This is a genomic window from Niallia sp. FSL W8-0951, assembly GCF_038006525.1.
Lineage (GTDB): Bacteria > Bacillota > Bacilli > Bacillales > Cytobacillaceae > Niallia > Niallia circulans.
Genome location: NZ_JBBOVK010000001.1, coordinates 2423616 through 2447489, shown reverse-complemented (window position 1 = coordinate 2447489; position 23874 = coordinate 2423616). Strand labels below are relative to the sequence as shown.

Here is a 23874-nt window from a genome sequence, read left to right as displayed (position 1 = left end):
TAATATGAAGGGAAAAATCGTTGTGGTGGGAGAACATCAAGAAGGAAAAATTGCCTCCATTACCCTTGAGTGTATTTCAGCAGCAAAGGAATTAAAAACGGAGGCAGAAACAATTCTCTTGCTAATGGGAGAGGATATGAGAACGAACGCATCTGAATGGAATGAAACGGATGTCGATCAAATCATTATCGTGGAACACCCTTTGTTAGCTAGATTTTCGAATGAATCATATATAAAAGCCCTCTTATCTGTTTGGGAACAACTTGAACCCTCTATTCTTTTATGTGGACACAATGATATCGGCAGATCCATCTTCCCGTATTTAAGTGAGAAATGGAATCTACCCTTACTTTCAAATATAGAGAGTTTTGTCCTTCATGATAACAAACTGTCTATAACTCGGTCTGCTTATTCTGGTAAATTAACGGAACGAACAGAAGTGGAAGGTTCTTCTTTTCTTATAACAATAAAGCCTAAAAAATGGAAGCCTCTCCCAAAGAAGGAGAAAACAAAACCAGCTGTCCATTCTTTGAAAGTAAATATCGATAAGCCAGTAGCTACTTTAATTGGACTCGAACAAAAAAGAGAAAAGGCAGCTGGCTTAGTGGATGCAAAAATTATCGTGGGCGCTGGAAGAGGTATTCAAAATGAAGAGGGATTTGCACTAGTGAAGAAATTAGCTGACACTCTTGGAGGAACAGTCGGTGTTTCCAGAGGTGCAGTAGAATTAGGAGTATGTGATGCTTCCATTCAGCTTGGACAGACAGGAAAAACCGTGGCTCCAGATATATACATCGCCTGCGGAATTTCAGGGGCTATTCAACATCTTGTTGGCGTTACGTCTGCCAAAACCATTATTGCTATTAATAAAGATCCAAATGCTCCAATTTTTGAAGTAGCTGATTATGGGATTGTGGGAGATATTTTTGAAATAATACCTTCTTTATTAAAAGAATGGGAATGATCTAATTATAGGTGAATGTATTAGCTGATAGTAGGGGAAAATGATATTTGAAACATATTATTAGTATCATCAAAGAAACCATGGTATACTTTCGATATTGTTAGTTTATCAAATAAGGAGGCAAATTATAAATGGCCATTACACATGCAACAGATCAAACATTCCAAGAAGAAACAGGTTCAGGTGTAGTATTAGTAGATTTCTGGGCACCATGGTGCGGACCTTGTAAAATGATCGCTCCAGTTCTTGAAGAACTTGACGGCGAAATGGGAGATAGCGTAAAAATCGTTAAAGTAGATGTAGACGAAAACCAAGGATCAGCATCTAAATTTGGCGTAATGAGCATCCCAACTTTACTTGTTCTTAAAGACGGTGAAGTAGTAGATAAAGTAGTTGGATTCCAACCAAAAGAAGCTCTTTCTGAACTATTAGCTAAACATGTTTAATGAACTCTTTCTTTTTTTGAAAGAGAAAGACCTGTAGACACTCCTAGTGTCTGCAGGTTTTTTGATGGAGAAAATAAACTTGTGGTATAAAAGTGAAGCATAAGAATAATCCGATAAAAGCAGATCAAGTTATCAACATTACATCGCAATAAAATCCTAATTCTTCATGTAAGCATAAACCGTTTTCCCTAAAATATTCCCATTCCATACTTTTTCCTTGATGAATCGATGAAATTCTCTATAATTAGAGAAGATAGTATATATGTTCGTTTATAAGGTTTGTGAGCTGGGAGGGAAAATTGTGAACGACATCATTAAAAATAAATTAATGATCTTACCTGATCAGCCTGGATGTTATTTGATGAAGGACCGACAAGGTACCATTATTTATGTAGGAAAAGCAAAGGTATTAAAAAATCGAGTTCGCTCCTACTTTACAGGCTCTCATGATGGTAAGACATTAAGACTAGTCAATGAAATTGAAGATTTTGAATACATCATAACCTCTTCCAATATTGAAGCATTAATATTAGAAATAAATTTAATTAAGAAGCATGATCCAAAATATAATATTATGCTGAAGGATGATAAAAGCTATCCATTTATTAAATTGACGGCTGAAAGGCATCCAAGGCTGATTACAACTCGAAATGTAAAGAAAGATAAGGGCAAGTACTTTGGCCCATATCCAAACGTCCAAGCAGCAAATGAAACGAAAAAACTTCTTGATCGTATTTACCCTTTACGTAAGTGCAATGTGCTGCCAGATAGAGTTTGTTTATATTATCATTTAGGACAATGTTTAGCTCCTTGTGTAAATGAGGTTACCGAACAAGAATACAAGAAGATGACTGATGATATCACCAAGTTCTTAAATGGTGGATATAAAGATATTAAAAAAGAACTATCTGAAAAAATGATGGCAGCATCAGAAGAATTAGACTTTGAGCGCGCCAAGGAATACCGCGACCAAATCGCTCATATCGAAGCAACAATGGAAAAGCAAAAAATGATGATGACGGATTTAGTAGACAGAGATATTTTTGGCTATTCCTATGATAAAGGCTGGATGTGTGTTCAAGTATTTTTTGTTCGTCAAGGAAAGTTAATTGAACGCGACGTAAGTACGTTTCCAATTTATCAAGAGCCTGAAGAGGAAATGCTAACATATCTAGGTCAGTTTTATGAGAAAGCCAATCATTTTAAACCAAAGGAAATTTATCTTCCAGACGAGATCCAAGGAGATATTGTCGAAGAATTATTAAAAGTAAAAGTGATAAAGCCACAGAGGGGGCAAAAAAAGGAACTTGTATTATTAGCTAATAAAAATGCGAAGAATGCTTTAACAGAGAAGTTTGCATTAATCGAACGTGATGAGGAGCGTACGATAAAAGCAGTGGAAAACCTAGGCAGACAAATGGGGATTTACACACCTCTGCGGATTGAAGCATTTGATAACAGTAATATTCAAGGGACGAATCCGGTTTCAGCGATGATTGTCTTTATCGATGGAAAACCAGCGAAACGAGAATACCGCAAGTATAAAATCAAATCGGTAAAAGGACCAGATGATTATGAATCCATGCGGGAAGTAGTTCGAAGAAGATATCAGCGCGTTTTAAAAGAAGGGCTGCCACTTCCAGATTTACTATTAATTGATGGTGGAAAAGGGCATCTTGAAGCAGTTAGAGAAGTTCTACTCGATGAATTAAGCTTAGATATTCCAGTTGCTGGCTTAGTAAAGGATGATAAGCACCGCACTTCTCAACTACTATTCGGAAATCCATTGGAGATTATCCCGCTTGAGCGAAATAGTCAGGAATTCTATTTATTACAAAGAGTCCAAGACGAAGTTCACCGCTTTGCAATTACGTTTCATCGTCAATTAAGAGGGAAGAATGCTTTTCAGTCTTTATTGGATGACATTCCTGGAATTGGAGAAAAGCGCAGAAAATTACTTTTAAAAACCTTTGGATCTGTGAAGAAAATGAAAGAAGCTACGATCGAAGAATTTGTGGAAGCAGGTATTCCCGCAAATGTGGCTGAACAATTACTTGCTAAATTAAAGGAATAAAAAATTTATTTGTCGGAATGAATCCACTGTGCTATAATGATGGCAACTTATAACTTAATAAGTGAAGGTAGAGGTGCGAACTTCAAGAGTAATAATTCGGAGAAGAATGAGCTTCAGGGAAGAATTATGAAAGGGATAGATCGCCGAAGTAAGGAAAGTTCTCATGACTTTCTTTGCTGGTTTTGCATTGAATAAATGTAAGACTGTCAAAACAAGGAACTGTTTTGGAGAGCTATCTCACTGTTTGTGCATAAATATATTATATTCAACTGCACGGCAATGAGATATTCTCATTGCTTTTTTTATTTGTCTTTTATTCATTAAGATAGCCAAAGAGAAATAAAAAGTACATAAAGAAAAGTAATGAGAAATAAAAAGAAACCTCTAAGATTACAAGAAGGTAGGGAATGAAGTGGGATTAGTTGTACAAAAGTTTGGTGGTACTTCCGTAGGCAGTGCAGAAAGAATTCTTCATGTAGCAGAAAGAGTAATCGAAGAAAGAAATCGTGGCAATGATGTAGTCGTCGTCGTATCCGCTATGGGGAAAACAACCGATTCGCTTGTAACGCTTGCAAGTGAAATAAATCCAAAGCCATCTAAAAGAGAAATGGATGTCTTACTATCCACAGGAGAGCAAATTACCATCAGCTTACTATCTATGGCTTTACAGGCAAAAGGAGTAGACGCCATTTCCTATACTGGCTGGCAAGCAGGAATAGAAACAGAGGATGTTCATGGGAATGCGCGAATAGTAAAGATACAAACAGAAAAAGTACAAGAACAGCTACAACAAGGAAAAGTAGTAGTAGTTGCTGGATTTCAGGGAGTGACTGACACAGGGGATATAACAACACTTGGACGTGGTGGATCTGATACAACGGCGGTTGCGATTGCAGCAGCTTTAAAAGCAGATAAATGTGATATTTACACAGATGTAACAGGCGTTTTTACAACCGACCCTCGTTTTGTGAAAAGTGCACGAAAACTATTAGCGATTTCTTATGATGAAATGTTGGAATTAGCTAATTTAGGGGCAGGAGTCCTACATCCAAGAGCAGTAGAATATGCAAAAAACTATCAAGTACCATTAGTGGTTCGCTCAAGTATGGAACAAGAAGAAGGAACAATCATCGAGGAGGAAGTTTCCATGGAACAAAATTTAGTTGTACGCGGAGTGGCATTTGAGGACAATATTACGAGTGTGACGGTATTTGGCTTAAGAAATCCCTTAACAAGTCTCTCTACTATTTTCACCACCCTTGCGTCCCATCATATAAATGTCGATATTATTATTCAAAGCTTAACAAATGACCAGCTGACAAACTTATCTTTTTCGATAAAAGATAGTGACTTAGAAGAAACATTGAATGTGCTAGAAGAAAATAAAGCGGAATTAGGATACGATAAAGTAACTTCTGAACAAGGATTGGCAAAAGTATCGATAGTCGGTTCTGGAATGATTTCAAATCCTGGTGTTGCAGCAGATATGTTTAAAGTATTATCACAAGAAAAAATTATTATTAAAATGGTAAGCACATCCGAAATTAAAGTATCAACAGTAATTGAGAAAGAGAAGATGGTGAAAGCTGTAGAAATTCTTCACGATGCATTTGAATTAAGCAAATTGCCTGTGCATGCATAAGAAATGATTAGTAGAAGCAAAAAAGACTCCAAAGGAAGGAAGACTATTAAAATTCTTCTCTCCTTTAGAGTTCTTTTTACTCTTCTATAGGATCTTTACTATCCCAGCGAACCGTTATGGTTACTTTTTTTTCTTTTCTTTTTGGATCTTCAAAGGCTTCAGCAATAACCTTTTTTGTCTGTTCATATTGTTGAGCTAAATAACCTGCTTCTAATTGAAAGGTGCATTTCCCTTTTTCCTTTAATCTTTTTTCAATCAGCTCGCTGGATAATTGATAGATAATTTCATTTTTTGTTTGCTTAACTACTTCTAAATTTCCCCATCCGACTTTTTGAAAAAAAGCGTACGCTTCTTCTACAGCATTTAAAGGAAATAATCGGGCAATACGTTTACCGGCCCAATATAACAGATCAGGCGTATCCCGGCCTAATAATTCGGGGATAAGTATCTCTCGAATTAATTCATATCCATATGCGGGAACAGTAAGGGGATCTGACTCCACCTGTGTTTTTTCTTCTAAGGATGTTAAATCACTCAATATGCTCTCCTCTTTCTATGATTCTATTATATTTACATAATTACAAGATAGTCTCTTCATAAAAGTAATCATTTTGGCATTTGCAATATTTCCATACATTGGTTATGCCAAAAGTACGGAATCCAAATAAAATAGAATAAAATATATTGTCTAAATAGTATACTGTAAAAACGGAAAAAAATCATAAGAAAAGGGAACGATTTTTGAATTAGGGTGACTAAAAAACGGGAAAAATCTATTTGAAAATAAGCGATTTTTTAAATTATGTTTTAAAATATCTTTTCCTTTTAAAGGAAAAAGTTTTGCTTTCATAACGATAAAATCAATATTTGTTCATGTCCTTTGCATTGATTCTATTATTTGATTTGTATGTTAAATTTATGCGAAGAAGAGAAAAGAGGAAATTTTTCCTTTTTTTGGACATATAGATAGAAAAAAAGCGAAAGAAAATTTATTTAATGTATCCGTTTTCTTGACCGCATTTTTTTTTAAGAGTACAATTAAATTGTCACTAAATTGTAAGAATTTTTGGTTATGTTATCGCTTTATGGGCAATGGGAGTATGTCATCAATTAGGGGGGAATTTTATGGCAGCAAATCGAGAGTTTTTATTCAGAAGGCTTCACTCGTTATTAGGAGTGATCCCAGTAGGTGTATTTTTAATCCAACATTTAGTTGTCAATCACTTTGCAACTAGAGGTCCAGAAGCTTTTAACAAGGCAGCTGGCTTTATGGAGCATTTACCTTTTCGGTATTTTCTTGAAATTTTTGTAATATTTTTACCGATTTTGTATCATGCAATTTATGGAATTTATATTGCGTTTACAGCCAAAAATAATACAAAAAATTATAGTTTCTTTCGAAATTGGATGTTCTATATCCAAAGAGTGACAGGGATCATTACGTTAATTTTTATCGTTTGGCATGTTTGGGAAACAAGAGTAGCAGCTCAATTAGGCCAAGAAGTAAATTATGACATGATGAGTGAAAATTTAGCAAATCCTTGGATGCTTGCATTTTATTTAGTGGGTGTAATCTCCACGATCTTCCACTTCTCAAATGGTTTATGGTCATTCTGTGTAAGCTGGGGAATTACTGTTTCGCCAAAGTCTCAACGAATTAATACATATGTAACGCTAGGAATATTTGTTGCATTATCAATTGTAGGTGTACGAGCAATCTTCGCGTTTGTTTAATAAATACTAGATTAGTAGAGCAATAGATGAAGGAGTGAACGTTTGTTATGAAGAAAGGGAAAGTGATCATCGTTGGCGGTGGTTTAGCAGGATTAATGGCAGCAATCAAAGTAGCAGAGACAGGGACTCCTTTAGAATTATTTTCCCTTGTGCCTGTAAAAAGATCACATTCTGTTTGTGCTCAAGGCGGGATCAATGGAGCGGTGAATACAAAGGGAGAAGGAGATTCTCCATGGGAGCATTTTGATGATACGGTTTATGGCGGTGACTTCTTAGCAAACCAGCCACCGGTTAAAGCAATGGCGGAGGCAGCCCCGGGCATTATCCACTTGATGGACCGAATGGGAGTTATGTTTAATCGTACACCGGAAGGATTACTGGACTTCCGCCGTTTTGGAGGAACACAGTATCACAGAACCGCTTTTGCAGGTGCAACTACAGGACAACAGCTTCTATACGCATTGGATGAGCAAGTAAGAAGATACGAAGTCGACGGGCTTGTCGTGAAATATGAAGGCTGGGAGTTCCTTGGAATTATCACAGATGATGAAGGGGTATGCAGAGGAATTAAGGCACAGGATTTAAAAACAATGGAGATTAAGTCCTTCCCTGCAGACGCTGTTATTATGGCAACTGGCGGCCCTGGAATTATCTTTGGGAAATCCACAAATTCCATTATAAATACTGGTTCAGCAGCATCTGTTGTTTATCAGCAAGGAGCTTATTATGCAAATGGTGAATTTATTCAAATCCATCCAACTGCAATACCTGGTGATGATAAATTACGTTTAATGAGTGAATCAGCTCGTGGAGAAGGCGGTCGTATCTGGACGTATAAAGATGGAAAGCCATGGTATTTCTTAGAAGAAAAATACCCAGCTTATGGAAACCTTGTGCCAAGGGATATTGCCACACGCGAGATTTTCCATGTATGTGTCGATCAAAAGCTCGGCATCAATGGAGAAAACATGGTGTATTTAGATTTATCCCATAAAAATCCAAAAGAGCTTGATATTAAACTGGGCGGCATTATCGAGATTTACGAAAAATTCACTGGTGAAGATCCTCGTAAACTTCCGATGAAAATTTTCCCTGCTGTTCATTACTCCATGGGTGGATTGTGGGTAGATTACGATCAAATGACAAATATTCCAGGCTTATTTGCTGCTGGTGAATGTGATTATTCACAGCATGGAGCAAACCGCTTAGGTGCCAACAGCTTGCTTTCAGCAATTTATGGCGGCATGGTAGTAGGTCCGAATGCGGTTAAATATATAAGCGGATTAAGCAAAAGCGCAGAAGATTTATCATCATCCATATATGATTCCGCTATTAAAGCAGAAGAAGCTAAATGGCAGGGTATTTTGAAAATGGATGGAACAGAAAATGCCTATGTGCTTCATAAAGAGTTAGGGGAATGGATGACAGATAACGTTACAGTAGTTCGTTACAACGATAAGCTGCTGGCAACAGATGACAAGATTCAAGAGCTGTTAGAGCGTTATAAAAATATTAATATCAATGATACAGCAAAATGGTCTAACCAAGGAGGCGTATTTACGCGTCAATTAGAAAATATGCTTCAGCTAGCACGTGTGATTACCCTCGGTGCATATAACCGAAATGAAAGCCGTGGAGCACATTATAAACCAGAATTTCCAGAAAGAAATGATGAAGATTTCTTAAAAACAACAATGGCTAAATTTGTGGGCGCAAATGAGGCACCAGATTTCCATTACCAAGAAGTAGATACCTCCTTAATTAAACCGAGAAAAAGAGATTATTCAAAGCAAAAAGAGGGAGTGAAATAAAATGGGGGAGCAAAAAACAGTAACATTACAAATTGAAAGACAAGATGACCCTAATTCACCATCTTATGTAGAAGAATTTACTTTGCCTTATCGTCCTAATATGAACATTATTTCTGCATTAATGGAGATTCGCAGAAATCCAGTTACAAGCGACGGAAAAAAAACTTCTCCAGTTGCTTGGGATATGAACTGTTTGGAAGAAGTTTGCGGAGCCTGTTCTATGGTCATCAATGGTAAACCACGCCAATCCTGTACAGCGCTTATTGATCAATTAGAACAGCCGATTCGTCTAGAGCCAATGAGAACATTCCCTGTGGTGCGCGATCTGCAAGTCGATCGAAGCCGCATGTTTGACAGCTTAAAGAAAGTTAAAGCATGGATACCAATTGATGGCACATATGATTTAGGACCTGGGCCAAGAATGCCAGAGAAAAAACGCCAGTGGGCATATGAGCTATCGAAATGTATGACATGTGGAGTCTGCTTAGAAGCTTGCCCGAATGTAAATAGTAAATCTAATTTCATTGGACCAGCACCGCTTTCTCAAGTTCGTCTCTTTAATTCACATCCAACAGGAGAGATGAATAAAGAGGAAAGACTGCATGAGATAATGGGAGATGGCGGACTAGCTAACTGCGGTAACTCTCAAAACTGTGTGCAGTCCTGTCCAAAAGGCATTCCACTGACAACATCGATTGCAGCCTTAAACCGAGAAACAACGTTCCAAGCATTTAAAGAGTTCTTTGGAAGTGATCATTAAACAAAAGACCACCAGTTAAGGTGGTCTTTCTTGTGTTAATATTTTTCCTTAAATTGATGATAAGTGAACATGAATTCCTCTGCTATTGTTTGTTCCTCGCTAGCTAGTCTACTAACATTTGTCTCTAGATATTCAATGGCATCTTCCAGGGCTTGCAGATTCTCTGTTAAGATACGTTTATCTTCCTCATTTTTTATATCAGCAGTCTTTTGCCCGTAATCATACTGGTATAATGTATCATATACTTCATTATTACTGGCCGCTAAGGCCATTTTTCTTTGCAAGCATGGCAGACAAATTCCGCATGGTACTTTCGCTGATATATACCCATCTCCTCTCATCCGGAGACACTCTGCCGTGTTTTTTATTTGCAGCTTATATTCTTTAGGCATCTCATTGATCACACGATAGAAGGGGCGATGTAAGATAGGCGTTTGGATAGTCAAATCAAGCTCCAAACCGGAATAAAGAGCATTTAATAAATTAAATGTTTTTGGATGAGTAGCTTTAAGCAGTACATTCCCATCGATAGAAATGTCCTTATTAATTTTGCTATTTTGATAGACATATACATTGCCTTTCCCGTTAAAATATGTTTTTGCTGCTGCAATCGATACAAGCAAGCATATGCTTGCGGCTGATCGTTTTCTTCTGACCTTCTTGCAAATCGCCGAACCTAAATGAATGATCTCTCCAGAATCTGAAACATTACTGCGCAAAAAAGCAGCTAGTTTTTCCTGTTTACTCTGTTCATTGTTCATGTTTTTAAGTCGAATGTAGTCTGAGGCGATGGGCAGATCTGGGAATTTATTTTTCGCAACACCCACAAGTGATGCCATATCATCCAAAAACAATGTTACTTCCTGATTATTTGGAAGGAAAAATGATGGAGCCAACAGCGCTGCTTCATTTTGCTGGAAATTCAGATAAACTGGTTCATCCATTATCCAATCTATTAGCTCTTTTAAGACATCGTTATTTTTTTCCCAGAGACTTAAATTGAAAACAGGTACAATTAAGTGATTATTTTTTCGCGCCTTTTTCGTTTGTTGTTCAAAGTAAAATAGACTCCCCATAATCGTTACCATATCAATATATGGAGTACTGTTCTCTTCATAATCAAAATACATATCCTGAAGAATTTTTTTATGTAAATTTGTCAATAATTCAATGTTAAAGTCCATCTATATCACCAAAACTTTCTTTGATAACAGAAATTTACTACGATACCAAGGTTCATTGTTTAAATTATAACACGGTTTTTTAGAAAGTTTGGAAAAAGTGATTATAATTGCACGTACTACATTTTGACTATTTCATCCTGAAAATTCGTGTGTTGAAAGTTCATAAGTACGTAAAATTATAGTCAAATGATGGAAATGGAGTACTAATGATGAAAAACCGAAAAAACCTTTCCTAATTTGCTTAAATCCAGTCACTCCAAGGTGTCATCCTACATAATATATTCAGACTATAACTATACCCATCCCAAAGTTCATAGCTGGCAAAGGCAAGGAGGGTTACACTACTTGAAGGAGAATGAATTTACTCACAAGCCATTATTAACCAAAAGAGAAAGAGAAGTATTTGAGCTGTTAGTCCAAGATAAAACGACTAAGGAAATCGCGAGTGATTTATTCATAAGCGAAAAAACAGTTCGAAATCATATTTCTAATGCTATGCAGAAGCTGGGCGTGAAGGGGCGTTCACAGGCTGTTGTAGAACTCCTTAGAATGGGAGAACTAGAACTATAATAAAGAAGATGATCATGTATAAGCAGGCAGGAAATTCCACTCCTTACCCCGCTTATATGGGTCATCTTCTTTTTAATGTGAATAAGTAGTGGAATCATGGCTTTATTCGGCAATTTTTACATGGACATTAACTTTTCACCTTATACATTTACGAGGGGAGAATTGTAGATTATAATTAAAGGTACTGATTTATAGAAAATTGTCGGATATTCATTATATTTGTATATTTATATATGGGAGTTGTAATCATGATGACTGAAGAGAAAGATGTAAAGGAATACTTAGAGAATATAGCTACAATCGAAAAGGATATGCGCTACATATCTGGTATTATCAAACAAAAGGGGAGAGAGATTTTAAGTAATTATACGATGACTCCTCCTCAATTTGTGGCCTTACAATGGCTATTTGAAGAAGGAGATATGACGATTGGGGAATTATCTAATAAAATGTTCCTTGCGTTTAGTACTACGACAGATTTAGTTGATCGAATGGAAAAAAATCAGTTAGTCCAAAGAGTGAAGGATCCCAATGATCGACGTGTGGTTCGTATTCATATGCTAGAAGAAGGAAAAAGATTAATTGACGAAGTTATCAAGAAGCGTCAGGGCTATCTTCAAGAGGTATTAAATGAGTACTCAACGAAAGATATTGAAGAATTAAAGAAAAATTTTATGCGGTTACATCAAGTAATGCGAGAAAAATGAGGCGGTTTTTTGGAAAGAGCAATAGGGGTTATAGATTCTGGGGTTGGTGGATTAACAGTTGCAAAGGAGATAATGCGCCAGCTTCCTTTTGAAAATATCGTTTACTTAGGGGATACGGCAAGATGTCCATATGGCCCAAGAACGGGAGAAGAAGTGAAGAAATTTACATGGGAAATGACTAGGTTCCTGTTGAAGAAAAATATAAAGATGCTTGTGATTGCCTGTAATACAGCTACTGCGGTCGCACTAGAGGAGATACGCGAACAGCTGTCTATTCCGGTGATTGGCGTAATCGTTCCAGGTGCACGGACAGCAATAAAGGTAACGAAAAATAATTATATAGGCATGATTGGAACAATAGGTACTGTTCGAAGTCGGGCATATGAAACAGCACTAAAGAAGATTAATAATCGAGTTAGAACAGTTAGTTTAGCATGCCCGAAATTTGTCCCTTTAGTGGAGAGCGGCGAATATGATGGACCAGTCGCAAGGAAAATTGTGAAAGAAACGCTGTGGCCATTAAAGAATAAAGAGATAGATACTCTAATTCTTGGCTGTACCCATTATCCTTTGTTAGCAAAAGTTATACAGGAAGAGATGGGAAAAAAGGTTAAGGTAATTAGTTCTGGAGCAGAAACTGCCCGCGAAGTTAGTACTATTCTCAACCATCATGATGAACTTGCTTCTGAAGAGAATCAAGTAGAACATTATTTTTATACAACTGGATCAAAAGAGATGTTTGCCCGCATCGCGTCCAATTGGCTGAATCAAGAAATACATGCTGTTGAAACAGTTAAATTAACATAATAAAGAAGACTGCCTTCTGTCTCATTACATCATGTTTAGACGATTTTCTATCTAGACATTTTGCAATGAAAATAGGGAGACAGTCTTTTTTTTGAAAAAAATATCCTAAAGACGGTCTAAAAAAAATATAGGCTCGTATATATATTAGTACAAACTGTCTTAGGAGTGATGAAGATGTCTAAGAATAACAAATTGACCATTGTTTCAGCGGTTATCATATCATCTGTGTTGATCTCTGGTTGTAGCTTGTTAGGAGATAAAGAAAAAGTCGATCCACCGCAAACTACTTCGTATGAAGAGGATGCAGTTAAAAAGGAGGCGGACAAGGAAACGACAGGTGAAGTTGCGAAAGAGGATTCAATGCCAGTTGAATTATACTTAATGGATAAAAACGGGTATGTTGTTCCTCAAACTTTAAACCTGCCAAAAACGAATTCGATTGCAAAAGAAAGCCTGGAATATTTAGTTAAGGGTGGGAAAGTTTCTGAATTGCTGCCAAATGATTTCCAAGCAGTAATTCCTCAAGATACAAAAATAAGTATTAATGTAGATAAAGATAAAGTGGCTACTGTAGATTTTTCTAAGGAATTCAAAGAATACGAGGCTAAAGATGAAGAGAAAATCCTGCAATCCATTACATGGACATTGACACAATTTGATTCCATTGATAGTGTGAAACTTTCGTTAAATGGTCATGAGCTGACAGAGATGCCTGTAAATAAAACGCCAATTCAAGGTGCATTAACAAGAGCTGATGGCATCAACATTAATACAGATGATGTCACAGACATTACAAACACAAGACCATTGACTGTTTATTATATTGGCGGAGAGTTGGACTCCTATTATTATGTGCCAGTAACGAAGCGTATTAGCAATGGCGAAGAAAATAATGTCGCTGCTGCAGTAGGAGAGCTAATAGAAGGACCTGGTATGGGCGGAGCAGCAGCACTAACAAGTTTATTACCTAATGACGTAAAGCTGTTGGATGATCCAATTGTAGAAGATGGCAAGGTTACGTTAAACTTTAACGAGAATATATATTCTAGTGGCTTAAATGGAGAAGAAAAGGTACTGGCTGATGAAGTATTAAATTCATTAGTATTATCCTTAACAGAGCAAGAAGGCATTGAAAGTGTTGCTGTTACTGTGAATGGAGAAGCAGATTTAGTGAACGCAGAAGGGGAAAGCTTAACTAAACCAGTGACTCGTCCAGAAAATGTAAATACTGGCAGCTTCTAATATTAATGGGTAAAGGGGATGAGAATGGTTATATTCTTATCCCCTTCTTCGTATGAGCGTTATTTTTTAGGAGACAAAAACTTTCCTTAGCAAATAATAAATATTACCTTATCACTTTACATTCATTTGGTAAAACACCTTTTTGAATCCACGTTTCGACCATATGATTAAAAAAATCAGGCATAGCGAAAGATACTCCATGGCCAATATTAGGGATAATCACGCCGATTCCATTCGAATTTGCCTCCACAATATCTTTTGCGGATTTTTTCATCATGGCTTTTTCCTTTTCACCAACCGTAACCAATATTTTTCCAGTGGCCTCTGCAAAATTTTTAGGGAGTTGAAAGGACATATTTTCTTCCAATACTCGAACAAGGGTATCAGAACTTATTTGACAACTTTCTTCATAATATTTTTCAAAATAGTCATCGCTGATATATAGTGTACTGGCTTGCAGTTTGGAAAAGGTTTTATTTTGAATTAATGGGTAGGTTAATGCAATAGTAGGTTTTATTATTTTCTTTGCCCATAAAATCGGTCTAACTGAAGCGCTATTGATTATGGCAAGATTCATTATATCTGGTTTCATACTGATCATTTCCACAATGACTTGAGAACCTAAAGAAAATCCAATTAAGATTACTTTCTTTCCTCTGGCTTTATCTTCCACTAATTTAATTTATGCTTGTGCACTCCCTTTTATAGTAAATTTAACTTTATCATTATTCAATCCATGTTCAGGTAAGAGGGGAACAACACAGTGATAATGAGTGAAGTATTGAATTTGCTTATCCCACATCCAATCACTTACTCCACCACCATGTATAAATAGCATCAGTGGAGCACTTTTATCACCATATTCCTGATAGTGTAAAGACATGTTTTACCTCTTTTCTTTGATTAGTGGTATAAATTGGCTTGTTATAATAAATACGTTCTAAGGGTGAAATTGTTTCGTTCAAATGAAATAACAATTTTATTTGAAGGTGTTATTTTTATTTAGTGATAAGTGATTCTAGGAATAATGGTTTGCTTTCTGTAGGTGAGCGAATGGATATCATCGCATAAACTTCACAAAACTGCCTTTGGAAATAAGAAAGAAAGGGTATATACTGATATTAGACGGATGATTTTAAGCGTAGTAAACTATAAGAAAGTACATAATTTACATAGTTCAACATAAGAAAATAACAAATAGAGACTAAAGGAGTTTTACAATGAAAGAAATTATTATTGCAACTAAGAATACAGGCAAAGCAAAAGAATTTGTACAAATGTTTTCACCACTTGGCTATGAAGTAAAAACACTATTAGATTTCCCAGATGTCCAAGATGTAGAAGAGACAGGAACAACATTTGAAGAAAATGCTCTCCTTAAAGCAGAAACGATTTCTAAGCTGCTAAATCGTGTCGTTATTTCAGATGATTCTGGTCTTGTTATTGATGCATTAAACGGGAGACCAGGAGTATACTCCGCACGTTACGCAGGAGAACAAAAGAATGATCAAGATAATATGGACAAGGTTTTGCATGAATTAGAGGGTGTACCATTAGAAAAACGAACTGCTCGTTTTTGTTGTACATTAGCAGTTGCGATTCCAAATGAAGACTCCTTAACATTTACTGGAACTTGTGAAGGGGTTATTCTGGAGGAAAGAAGAGGAGAATATGGATTTGGCTATGATCCAATCTTTTATGTAGAAGCAGAAGAAAAGGCAATGGCGGAATTGCCGCCTGAGAAGAAAAATAAAATTAGTCATCGTGCAAACGCATTGAAAAAACTAAAAGAACAGCTTCCGACTGTTTTTAAAGAAGGGAAATAGAACTGGATGAAAATTTTGATTGTAAGTGACAGTCATGGATTGGTATCCGAGTTAGGTACTTTAAAAAAAAGACATGAAGAAGATGTCGAGTTATTTCTGCATTGTGGAGATTCTGAACTATCAGCAAGTGAAGAAGTGATGAAGGGATATATTACTGTTCAAGGTAACTGTGATTATGAAGACAAATTTCCAACAGAGACCACTCAAGAAATTGCAGACAAAAAGATTTTTTTAACACATGGACATCTATATGGCGTCAAATCCTCCCTTAATAACTTGCTGTATAAGGCAAAGGAAGTGGGAGCAAATATTGCCTGTTTCGGCCATTCTCATTTCTTGGGGATGGAAGTAGTTGATGATGTTCTTTTCATTAATCCCGGTAGTTTAAGACTGCCTAGAGGAAGAAAAGAACAAACATATGTTATTTTAACTATTGAAATGGACCGATTTGTAACGGAAGTTTATGATTTTTATAGTGGATTGCTACCAGAATTAACAAGTGAATTTCCTTTTTAGTCGGCTTTTTCCTAATGAGGAAGAAAAAAATTCCTCATTAGGAAAAAAAGCTTCACTAAACTATTGACTTTATGTTGCTATAATCATATAATAACTATTGTCCTCATAAGGACCGAATAAATACATAGCATGTCCCAGTAGCTCAGCTGGATAGAGCAACGGCCTTCTAAGCCGTCGGTCGGGAGTTCGAATCTCTCCTGGGACGTATTTTTGTAAGTATTTAAATAGATTGTTTCAGGATGTACGTTTGTATGTATTACAGATGAATAATGAACCAGAAGATTTGCTTAGAAGAACTATTCTAATTACCTGGTATATGATATACTATTAAAGGTAGTTATCGCTGAAATAATTAATTACAAATAAAACATGTCCCAGTAGCTCAGCTGGATAGAGCAACGGCCTTCTAAGCCGTCGGTCGGGAGTTCGAATCTCTCCTGGGACGTACCAATTAAGGATTCTGTCATGACTTCGGTCATCGATTCAGAATCCTTTTTTCTATTATCCAAGCATTTTTAAATGTGCTTGAAATAACCTCCAGTTTTAAATGTAACTGAAGGATTTTTATGTACAAGAAGAATAAATTTCACCTAATTAAAAGAAATTACTTCCTGGTCTACTTTTCTTAAAATAAAGTAGATAACGAAATCCTTTGGAACGGAGCATTGACTTTTTTATAATTAGAGGCTTGACTATAACGGAATAAGTTAGAGGTGAATTCTTCACTATTTAATAAATGCTGATTTCATATAGAGGTGAATTTAATCTCAAAAAAAAGAGGGTTTAGTCCACCCTCTTTTTCTATTTATACTTTTTTGCGTTCTACTGTTGTATTCATCGTTTGAGATGGCATAACTTCTACTTCATTATTATCGAAGTTTAATTTATTTAGCTTCTCTTCTTCTGATTCGGCGTCATTATCAAGAAGAACAATGTATTTCCCTTCTTGTAACTCTTTTTCATATGGCTCTGTATCAGTATCGGAAAAGAAAGTCTTTAACCGATCTAAAAAAGATGTGGGTTCTACTTCATCAATTCCACTTGCAGTGTCTACATTAGTCTCTTGCTCGATTAATGCAGTTTGTTCACTTCTTGTAATAACGGAAATATGATTTGGTGAATATCCTTTAGAGAGTAGTTCCTCAATAGCATTTACTGTAGCTTCAGGAGAATCATATATACCTACAATACTTTTTGTCATATACCTATTCCTCCTTTAAACAATTAATTCTTGCATATAGTATATATTCCCACTTATGAAAAGAATAAACGGTAAATATCTTTGGCAAAAAAGATTCCTTTTTATAATTGTTGACAAGTTTGTTTTTCAAATGGAAAGAAAATACTTCTATCTTATTTTAGAATAATGATGGAGAAATATCCTTTATTAAATCCTTTTATAAGCTCTTTATTAGTTATCTTTTTTAACAAACAATGTAAGAGTTGAAAAGATATAGCTCTTTCCTATTTAAGTGTTTGTTCGCGCTTAATTTCCAATCCCTTCAGGATACAAATTTCCAGGAAAGAGGATGATGAAATTACCTGCAAAGGTATAAAGAGAAATAAAATAGGTAATAATGGAAGTGAGAAAAATAATGTTCAGAAAATCACGTAAATTACTTGAAAACGCTTACTATTATTGTGTATAATAGATTTAAGTTAAATAAACAAGAAATGAAATAATGTGAATAGATGAACATTAATATAAAAAATGTAGAAGGAGATATGCACCATGATTCTCAAGGAATTAGGAAGAAGTAGGCTTATAGTCATTAACTATTATAAGAATGGATTATTAGAAACAATTAAAGGACAGGTTCAGAAGTTAAATCTCATCGATCAAACGATTGATTTAAAAGATGACAAAGAAAATACGTATCAAATCCGCTTATCGTGGATTCAAGATATTTGTGCTGTATCTTAATTTAACCCACTAATGCAATCGCTTTCTTCGGGAACGATTGCATTTCTTTTTTTAGGGAGAAGGTTCCATAATGAAAATACCATGTTAGATTTTTTAACACTTTTCTTTAAAAGAAAGAATTATTTTATTATAATGAGCACCATAGGAAAATGAAAATGTAAGAAAGTAGATATATTTTCAGTAAAAAAAGAATTTTAAAAAATTTTTTGAACGATTAAAAAGTACAGGCATTCTTTATAGACCAATAATGTAAGCGTTTCCTGATTAGTGGATTGTTGTTTAAATAATCAAATAATTCTCAAAAATGGTGTTGACTCTTGTTTAAATTCAGCGTAAGATAACCTCAATAAATGAAAAACACAAGATGTTTAACTTGTAAAAACATCCAAAAGACAACATGACAAACTGACTTTGTTTAACATAGTAAATATAGTAATTCGATGAAGAGGATAAGTAGTTTTCTATTTGGATTCCAAAGAGAGCCGGTGGTTGGTGTAAATCGGTGAACCAATAGTTAATGAACTCACCTCAGAGTGTTAGCTTGAAAGGTCTCCCTATTAGAGCTAACCGAGTGTTTCCACTCGTTATCAAAAGAGAACGAACCGTTCATAAAGTGCATACACATATCCGTTAGTGTATGAATGAGGGTGGTACCGTGGAAAGGAAATGCCTTTTCACCCCTTTGTTTACTAAAAAACCATTAGTAATCATTGGAGGTGGGAAGGTTTTTTTATTAGCAAAGCCTTTCTTGGTAGTATTTATGTAAAGTAGTAAGAAGTAAAAGGAAAGTATTTTAGGGAGGTTATACAAATGTTACAGGAGACTGCCTTTGAAAATACAAAGGCCCAAGTGAAACCGTTAACTGGTGCTGATCTCTTATTGCAGGCTTTGGAGAAAGAAAATGTAGAATTTATTTTCGGATACCCAGGGGGAGCTGTCTTACCAATTTATGATAGGATCTACGATTCGAAAATATTTCATGTTCTACCTAGACATGAGCAAGGCGGTATTCATGCAGCAGAAGGGTATGCGAGAATTTCCGGTAAACCAGGAGTAGTCATTGCGACATCAGGTCCAGGGGCAACTAATATTGTAACAGGGCTTGCCGATGCGATGATGGATTCATTACCGCTAGTTGTCTTTACAGGCCAGGTAGCAACAGGGGTGATTGGTACAGATGCTTTTCAAGAAGCAGACATTTTAGGGATCACTACCCCAATAACAAAATATAATTGTCAGGTTCGTAACCTTGAAGATATTCCACGAATCATTAAAGAGGCGTTCTATATAGCGACAAGTGGAAGACCTGGTCCTGTATTAATTGATATTCCAAAGGATATTGCTGCAACCATTTCGGATGTTCCTGCTGAACAGGATATTGAGCTTCCTGGTTATCAGCCAAAGACACAGCCGAATTACTTGCAGATTCGAAAATTAACTGAAGCTGTAAGTGCTGCAAAAAAACCAGTAATTTTGGCAGGTGCTGGTGTCAATTTTGCAAAAGCGAGTGCAGAATTACTGGAATACGCAGAACAACAACAAATTCCAGTTGTACACACGCTTCTTGGATTAGGCGGTTTCCCAGCTGATAATAAGTTGTTTGTTGGGATGGGAGGAATGCATGGGTGTTATGCCGCTAATATGGCCTTATATGAGGCAGATTTGTTAATCAATGTTGGAGCAAGATTTGATGATCGATTAACAGGAAATCTAGTTCATTTTGCACCAAATGCTATTAAAGCCCATATCGATATTGATCCAGCAGAAATCGGCAAAATTATCCCAACGAAAATTCCAATTGTTGCAGATGCGAAAGAAGCATTAACTATGTTAATAAAGCAAAAAGGCTTGCAATCAGACCATAAAGAATGGTTAGAAAAGATTGAAAATTGGAAAAATGAGTATCCGTATTATTACAAAGAATCCGATCTTCTAAAACCGCAGCAAGTATTGGAGATGCTCTTTGAAAAAACAAAAGGGGAAGCGATTGTTACAACAGATGTTGGACAGCATCAGATGTGGGCAGCGCAATACTATCATTTTAAAGAATCCAATCGATGGGTAACATCTGGAGGTTTAGGAACAATGGGATTTGGTCTTCCATCCAGTATTGGAGCGCAATTAGCAGATCCAAAAGCAACAGTGCTTGCAATCAGCGGGGATGGCGGCTTCCAAATGTGCAGTCAAGAGCTTGCCTTAATAAGAGAATTGAATTTGCCAATCAAGATTATTATCTTTAATAATCGGGCGTTGGGTATGGTAAGACAGTGGCAAGAAATTTTCTATGAATCTCGTTTTTCACATAGTAAAGAATCTTATCAACCGTCGTTCGTTGCTTTAGCAGAAGCATATGGAATAAAGGGATATCAGATCACATCAGTTGATGAAGCTGCTAATATTCTAGATGAAGTGTTAGCGATAAGAGAACCCGTGTTATTGGATTTCCGTATTGATCCAGATGAGAATGTCTATCCAATGATTGCACCAGGTAAAGGATTACACGAAATGGTAGGGATGAAGCCATGAAGAAAATAATTAGCCTAACTGTTATGAATAAATCTGGTGTGTTAAACCGAATTACTAATCTTTTTTCAAAACGAAACTACAACATTGAAAGTATATCGGTAGGGCATACGGAGCATGAAGGAATTTCAAGGATTACTTGTGTGGTGCATGTTGAGAGTGATGGCATCATTGAACAAATCACAAAACAGCTAAATAAGCAGATTGATATTTTGAAAGTGGTGGATATCACCGATCAAGCAATTGTCCAAAGAGAGCTAGCTTTAATTAAAGTACTTGCAACACCGCAGACAAGGCATGAATTATATTCTGTAATTGAACCATTTAGAGCTTCTGTAATCGATGTAAGTAAAGAAAGTCTCGTTATTCAAATTACAGGAGAATCATCTAAAATTGAAGCTTTTATTGAACTGCTTAGACCATATGGGATTAAAGAATTGGCTAGAACAGGCACAACCGCCTTCCCTCGTGGCTCTCAAAAAATAGCAGCTCATAAAAGTAACTATTCTATCGTTTAATTCTAATATTAAATAAATCTAATTTTACAGACGAAAGGGAGATTAATCATGGCAAAAATGTATTATAACGGAGACGCAAATTTAGGATATTTTAACGGGAAAACAGTTGCAGTGATTGGTTATGGATCACAAGGCCACGCACATGCTCTAAATATGAAGGATAGTGGTGTTTCAGTAATCATCGGGTTAAGAAAAGGGAATTCATGGAATAAAGCAGTGGAAGACGGATTTGACGTATTCCCAGTTGGAGAAGCAACAGCTAAGGCTGATATTGTGATGATTTTGCTTCCAGATGAATTACAAACAAAAGTATATAATGAAGAAATTAAACCTAACTTAACAAATCAAGCTTTAATGTTTGCCCATGGATTTAATATTCATTTTAATCAAATTGTCCCACCAAGTGAGAGTGATGTACTATTAGTTGCTCCTAAAGGTCCAGGTCACCTAGTAAGAAGAACATATGAACAAGAAGCAGGAGTTCCAGCATTATTTGCAATCTATCAAGATGTAACTGGTGAGGCGAGAGAGCTTGCACTTGCTTACGCAAAAGCGATTGGGGCATTACGTGCAGGTGCGCTGGAAACAACGTTCAAAGAAGAAACAGAAACAGATCTTTTTGGTGAACAAGCGGTTTTATGTGGAGGGCTTACAGCACTAGTAAAAGCAGGCTTTGAAACATTAGTAGAAGCTGGATATCAACCAGAATTAGCATATTTTGAATGTTTACATGAGTTGAAATTAATTGTTGACTTGATGTATGAAGATGGAATGGCGGGAATGAGATATTCTATTTCCGATACAGCACAGTGGGGCGATTTTGTAACAGGACCACGTATTGTTACAGATGAGGTGAAAAAAGAAATGAAAGCTGTTCTTACAGATATTCAAGAAGGAAAATTTGCAAAAGGATGGATTCTTGAAAATCAAGCGAATAGACCAGTATTCAACGCAATTAATGATAGAGAGAGCGAGCATCTAATCGAGAAGGTTGGGAAAGAATTGCGTGCAATGATGCCATTTGTTAAAAGCTCGCGAAAGAAAGAAGTGGTTGGTAGTGGCAAAAATTAAGATATTTGATACGACATTGAGAGATGGGGAACAATCTCCCGGCGTAAATTTAAATTTGGCTGAGAAGCTGGTTATTGCTGAACAGTTAGAAAAATTGAATGTAGATATTATAGAGGCAGGCTTTCCTGCTGCCTCTAAAGGTGATTTTCAATCTGTTCAACAAATTGCACGCACTATTAAAAATAGCTCTGTTACTGGTCTAGCAAGAGCAGTAACATCCGATATCGATGCTGCTTGGGAAGCATTAAAAGACGGAGCAGAACCGAGAATTCATATATTTTTAGCAACAAGTCCCATCCATCGGGAATATAAGCTAAAACTTTCGAAAGAGCAAGTGATTGAAAGAGCGGTTTCAGCTGTAAAGTATGCAGCCGAAAGATTCCCAGTTATTCAATGGAGTGCAGAGGATGCATGTCGGACAGAATTGCCTTTTTTAGCAGAAATAATAGAAGAAGTTATTCAAGCAGGAGCGCGGATTATTAATATTCCAGACACAGTAGGCTATATAACACCCAACGAATATGGAGAAGTTTTTCAATATTTAAAAAATAATGTGCCGTCTATTGACAAAGTTTCTCTCTCTACTCATTGTCATGATGATTTAGGGATGGCAACAGCAAACTCATTGGCAGCTATCGAAAATGGGGCAACACAAGTAGAATGTACGATTAATGGTATCGGAGAGCGTGCTGGCAATGCTTCTATGGAGGAAATTGTGGTAGCGCTTCATATTAGAAATGATCATTATCAAGAAAAGACAAGAATTAATTTAAAAGAAATTAGTAGAACAAGCGGACTTGTGAGTGAATTAACCGGTATGCTAGTTCCTGGAAATAAAGCAATTGTTGGTCGCAATGCCTTTGCTCACGAATCTGGTATTCATCAGGATGGTGTTCTTAAGGAGAAAACGACTTATGAAATTATTTCTCCAGAGCTTGTAGGCAATGTAAATAACAATAATATGGTTCTTGGGAAACATTCAGGCAGCCATGCATTCAAAACAAAGCTGAATGAACTAGGGCTGGGAGTGAATGAGGAAGATGTGAAAGATCTTTTTATGGCATTCAAGGATTTAGCAGACCATAAAAAAGAAATTTCTGATGAAGACATTATTGCTATTGTATTAGAGAAAAAGCTGGCTAAAGAAGAGAAATATTATGAGTTAGTGGACGTAAAGGTTCAACATAAAAATGATAATGAAGCAGATGCAACAGTGAAAATTTCCGGTCCGAAAAATGAACTGATTATTCAACATGGCACTGGTTCTGGAAGTGTTGAAGCATTATATAACACATTGGAAATGTCTATATCTGGCCAAGTGCAGTTGGAAGATTATCGAATTCAGTCACTGGGTGCTGGCAGAGATGCGTTAGCTCAAGTATTTGTCAGAGTTCAATATGACGAAAAAGAAAGTACTGGAAGAGGTTTAGACCAAGATGTATTAATAGCATCTGCAAAGGCCTATATAAATGCGATTAATAGAGGGATTCTTGCCAAAGAACAATTTCTTGAAAAGGTGTAGGATTCCGTGGCTAAAACATCAAGCTTTGATATA

21 protein-coding genes, 2 tRNA genes, 1 pseudogene, 1 riboswitch and 1 other annotated feature are annotated in these 23874 nt (G+C 36.2%); of the genes and pseudogenes, 20 read left to right on the top strand and 4 right to left on the bottom strand.

Translation table 11 applies throughout. The annotated features are described in order from the left end of the window. Positions 1-4 precede the first annotated feature (4 nt). The 4 genes from NSS71_RS12280 (at position 5) to NSS71_RS12265 (ending at position 5126) form a co-directional block, all read left to right on the top strand. Complete coding sequence (locus NSS71_RS12280) at positions 5-964, top strand: electron transfer flavoprotein subunit alpha/FixB family protein (protein ID WP_047941924.1); 960 nt, start codon at positions 5-7, stop codon at positions 962-964. A 131-nt stretch (positions 965-1095) separates the two neighbouring features. Continuing rightward, a complete protein-coding gene (gene trxA, locus NSS71_RS12275) occupies positions 1096-1410 on the top strand; it encodes a thioredoxin (RefSeq protein WP_047941926.1) in 315 nt (104 codons plus the stop codon). Positions 1411-1711: 301 nt separating this feature from the next. Further along, a complete protein-coding gene (gene uvrC / locus NSS71_RS12270; protein ID WP_341151736.1) occupies positions 1712-3484 on the top strand; it encodes an excinuclease ABC subunit UvrC in 1773 nt (590 codons plus the stop codon). Between the two features lie 60 nt (positions 3485-3544). Next, a riboswitch (Lysine riboswitch) is annotated at positions 3545-3727 on the top strand. 169 nt (positions 3728-3896) lie between these two features. Continuing rightward, the gene (locus tag NSS71_RS12265; RefSeq protein ID WP_144580429.1) at positions 3897-5126 is read left to right on the top strand and encodes an aspartate kinase; all 1230 of its coding nucleotides are present in this window, start codon (positions 3897-3899) and stop codon (positions 5124-5126) included. A 76-nt stretch (positions 5127-5202) separates the two neighbouring features. On the opposite strand, the gene NSS71_RS12260 is transcribed toward NSS71_RS12265, so the two are convergent. Further along, the gene (locus NSS71_RS12260) at positions 5203-5664 is read right to left on the bottom strand and encodes a YslB family protein (RefSeq protein ID WP_047941929.1); all 462 of its coding nucleotides are present in this window, start codon (positions 5662-5664) and stop codon (positions 5203-5205) included. Positions 5665-6251: 587 nt separating this feature from the next. On the opposite strand from NSS71_RS12260, the gene NSS71_RS12255 reads away from it, so the two are divergent. From NSS71_RS12255 to sdhB, 3 genes are read left to right on the top strand one after another with little or no spacing between them, the layout of a single operon-like run. Then, complete coding sequence (locus NSS71_RS12255; RefSeq protein ID WP_047941930.1) at positions 6252-6860, top strand: succinate dehydrogenase cytochrome b558 subunit; 609 nt, start codon at positions 6252-6254, stop codon at positions 6858-6860. Positions 6861-6907: 47 nt separating this feature from the next. Beyond that, positions 6908-8671 (top strand): succinate dehydrogenase flavoprotein subunit, encoded by a 1764-nt coding sequence (sdhA, locus tag NSS71_RS12250; RefSeq protein ID WP_047941932.1) that lies wholly within the window; start codon positions 6908-6910, stop codon positions 8669-8671. Position 8672: 1 nt separating this feature from the next. After that, complete coding sequence (sdhB, locus tag NSS71_RS12245; RefSeq protein ID WP_047941933.1) at positions 8673-9431, top strand: succinate dehydrogenase iron-sulfur subunit; 759 nt, start codon at positions 8673-8675, stop codon at positions 9429-9431. Positions 9432-9466: 35 nt separating this feature from the next. Here sdhB and NSS71_RS12240 read toward each other — a convergent pair whose 3' ends face one another. Continuing rightward, on the bottom strand, positions 9467-10615 hold the full coding sequence (locus NSS71_RS12240; RefSeq protein ID WP_341151735.1) for a hypothetical protein: 1149 nt from the start codon (positions 10613-10615) through the stop codon (positions 9467-9469). A 345-nt stretch (positions 10616-10960) separates the two neighbouring features. Here NSS71_RS12240 and gerE point away from each other — a divergent pair, with 345 nt between their 5' ends. The 4 genes from gerE to NSS71_RS12220 all read left to right on the top strand — a co-directional run bounded on the left by gerE (position 10961) and on the right by NSS71_RS12220 (position 13941). Continuing rightward, positions 10961-11185, top strand: coding sequence for a spore germination transcription factor GerE (gene gerE, locus NSS71_RS12235; protein WP_016201768.1), 225 nt, complete (start codon positions 10961-10963; stop codon positions 11183-11185). 248 nt (positions 11186-11433) lie between these two features. Then, complete coding sequence (locus NSS71_RS12230; RefSeq protein ID WP_047943546.1) at positions 11434-11892, top strand: MarR family winged helix-turn-helix transcriptional regulator; 459 nt, start codon at positions 11434-11436, stop codon at positions 11890-11892. 9 nt (positions 11893-11901) lie between these two features. Next, entirely contained in the window at positions 11902-12699 is a 798-nt protein-coding gene (racE, locus tag NSS71_RS12225; RefSeq protein ID WP_047943547.1) for a glutamate racemase, read from the top strand. Positions 12700-12873: 174 nt separating this feature from the next. Continuing rightward, positions 12874-13941 (top strand): GerMN domain-containing protein, encoded by a 1068-nt coding sequence (locus NSS71_RS12220; protein WP_047943548.1) that lies wholly within the window; start codon positions 12874-12876, stop codon positions 13939-13941. Positions 13942-14044: 103 nt separating this feature from the next. Here the strand turns inward: NSS71_RS12220 and NSS71_RS12215 are convergent. Further along, positions 14045-14824, bottom strand: a pseudogene (locus NSS71_RS12215) (alpha/beta fold hydrolase). Positions 14825-15161: 337 nt separating this feature from the next. Between NSS71_RS12215 and NSS71_RS12210 the strand changes: the two are divergent. The 4 genes from NSS71_RS12210 (at position 15162) to NSS71_RS12195 (ending at position 16728) form a co-directional block, all read left to right on the top strand. Beyond that, positions 15162-15767 carry an XTP/dITP diphosphatase gene (locus NSS71_RS12210; RefSeq protein ID WP_047943550.1) on the top strand — a complete coding sequence of 202 codons (606 nt, stop codon included), beginning with the start codon at positions 15162-15164 and terminating at the stop codon, positions 15765-15767. Between the two features lie 6 nt (positions 15768-15773). Next, positions 15774-16283 (top strand): metallophosphoesterase family protein, encoded by a 510-nt coding sequence (locus NSS71_RS12205; RefSeq protein ID WP_047943551.1) that lies wholly within the window; start codon positions 15774-15776, stop codon positions 16281-16283. A 131-nt stretch (positions 16284-16414) separates the two neighbouring features. Further along, positions 16415-16488 (top strand) — tRNA-Arg (locus tag NSS71_RS12200). A 166-nt stretch (positions 16489-16654) separates the two neighbouring features. Next, a tRNA-Arg gene (locus NSS71_RS12195) sits at positions 16655-16728 on the top strand. A 360-nt stretch (positions 16729-17088) separates the two neighbouring features. Here NSS71_RS12195 and NSS71_RS12190 read toward each other — a convergent pair. Beyond that, positions 17089-17484, bottom strand: coding sequence for a general stress protein (locus tag NSS71_RS12190; RefSeq protein ID WP_047943552.1), 396 nt, complete (start codon positions 17482-17484; stop codon positions 17089-17091). Positions 17485-18015: 531 nt separating this feature from the next. Between NSS71_RS12190 and NSS71_RS12185 the strand changes: the two genes are divergently transcribed. The 5 genes from NSS71_RS12185 (at position 18016) to NSS71_RS12165 (ending at position 23841) form a co-directional block, all read left to right on the top strand. Continuing rightward, a complete protein-coding gene (locus NSS71_RS12185; RefSeq protein WP_047943553.1) occupies positions 18016-18207 on the top strand; it encodes a YolD-like family protein in 192 nt (63 codons plus the stop codon). A gap of 431 nt (positions 18208-18638) precedes the next feature. Continuing rightward, positions 18639-18892 (top strand) — a binding site (T-box leader). Between the two features lie 125 nt (positions 18893-19017). Next, a complete protein-coding gene (gene ilvB, locus NSS71_RS12180; protein WP_047943554.1) occupies positions 19018-20733 on the top strand; it encodes an acetolactate synthase large subunit in 1716 nt (571 codons plus the stop codon). After that, positions 20730-21248 (top strand): acetolactate synthase small subunit, encoded by a 519-nt coding sequence (gene ilvN, locus NSS71_RS12175; protein WP_047943555.1) that lies wholly within the window; start codon positions 20730-20732, stop codon positions 21246-21248. The genes ilvB and ilvN overlap by 4 nt, the downstream gene beginning before the upstream one ends. A gap of 48 nt (positions 21249-21296) precedes the next feature. After that, positions 21297-22319, top strand: coding sequence for a ketol-acid reductoisomerase (gene ilvC, locus NSS71_RS12170; RefSeq protein WP_061798688.1), 1023 nt, complete (start codon positions 21297-21299; stop codon positions 22317-22319). Continuing rightward, the gene (locus NSS71_RS12165; RefSeq protein WP_061798685.1) at positions 22306-23841 is read left to right on the top strand and encodes a 2-isopropylmalate synthase; all 1536 of its coding nucleotides are present in this window, start codon (positions 22306-22308) and stop codon (positions 23839-23841) included. Before ilvC ends, NSS71_RS12165 begins: the two co-directional genes overlap by 14 nt. Positions 23842-23874: the final 33 nt, after the last annotated feature.

Excerpts from the sequence above, each read along its gene's own strand:
- NSS71_RS12280 (WP_047941924.1), top strand. The coding sequence starts at position 5 with ATGAAGGGAAAAATCGTTGTGGTGGGAGAACATCAAGAAGGAAAAATT.
- trxA (WP_047941926.1), top strand. The coding sequence starts at position 1,096 with ATGGCCATTACACATGCAACAGATCAAACATTCCAAGAAGAAACAGGT.
- NSS71_RS12255 (WP_047941930.1), top strand. The coding sequence starts at position 6,252 with ATGGCAGCAAATCGAGAGTTTTTATTCAGAAGGCTTCACTCGTTATTA.
- sdhA (WP_047941932.1), top strand. The coding sequence starts at position 6,908 with ATGAAGAAAGGGAAAGTGATCATCGTTGGCGGTGGTTTAGCAGGATTA.
- sdhB (WP_047941933.1), top strand. The coding sequence starts at position 8,673 with ATGGGGGAGCAAAAAACAGTAACATTACAAATTGAAAGACAAGATGAC.
- NSS71_RS12240 (WP_341151735.1), bottom strand. The coding sequence starts at position 10,615 with ATGGACTTTAACATTGAATTATTGACAAATTTACATAAAAAAATTCTT.
- NSS71_RS12230 (WP_047943546.1), top strand. The coding sequence starts at position 11,434 with ATGATGACTGAAGAGAAAGATGTAAAGGAATACTTAGAGAATATAGCT.
- NSS71_RS12220 (WP_047943548.1), top strand. The coding sequence starts at position 12,874 with ATGTCTAAGAATAACAAATTGACCATTGTTTCAGCGGTTATCATATCA.
- NSS71_RS12210 (WP_047943550.1), top strand. The coding sequence starts at position 15,162 with ATGAAAGAAATTATTATTGCAACTAAGAATACAGGCAAAGCAAAAGAA.
- NSS71_RS12205 (WP_047943551.1), top strand. The coding sequence starts at position 15,774 with ATGAAAATTTTGATTGTAAGTGACAGTCATGGATTGGTATCCGAGTTA.
- NSS71_RS12190 (WP_047943552.1), bottom strand. The coding sequence starts at position 17,484 with ATGACAAAAAGTATTGTAGGTATATATGATTCTCCTGAAGCTACAGTA.
- NSS71_RS12185 (WP_047943553.1), top strand. The coding sequence starts at position 18,016 with ATGATTCTCAAGGAATTAGGAAGAAGTAGGCTTATAGTCATTAACTAT.
- ilvB (WP_047943554.1), top strand. The coding sequence starts at position 19,018 with ATGTTACAGGAGACTGCCTTTGAAAATACAAAGGCCCAAGTGAAACCG.
- ilvN (WP_047943555.1), top strand. The coding sequence starts at position 20,730 with ATGAAGAAAATAATTAGCCTAACTGTTATGAATAAATCTGGTGTGTTA.
- ilvC (WP_061798688.1), top strand. The coding sequence starts at position 21,297 with ATGGCAAAAATGTATTATAACGGAGACGCAAATTTAGGATATTTTAAC.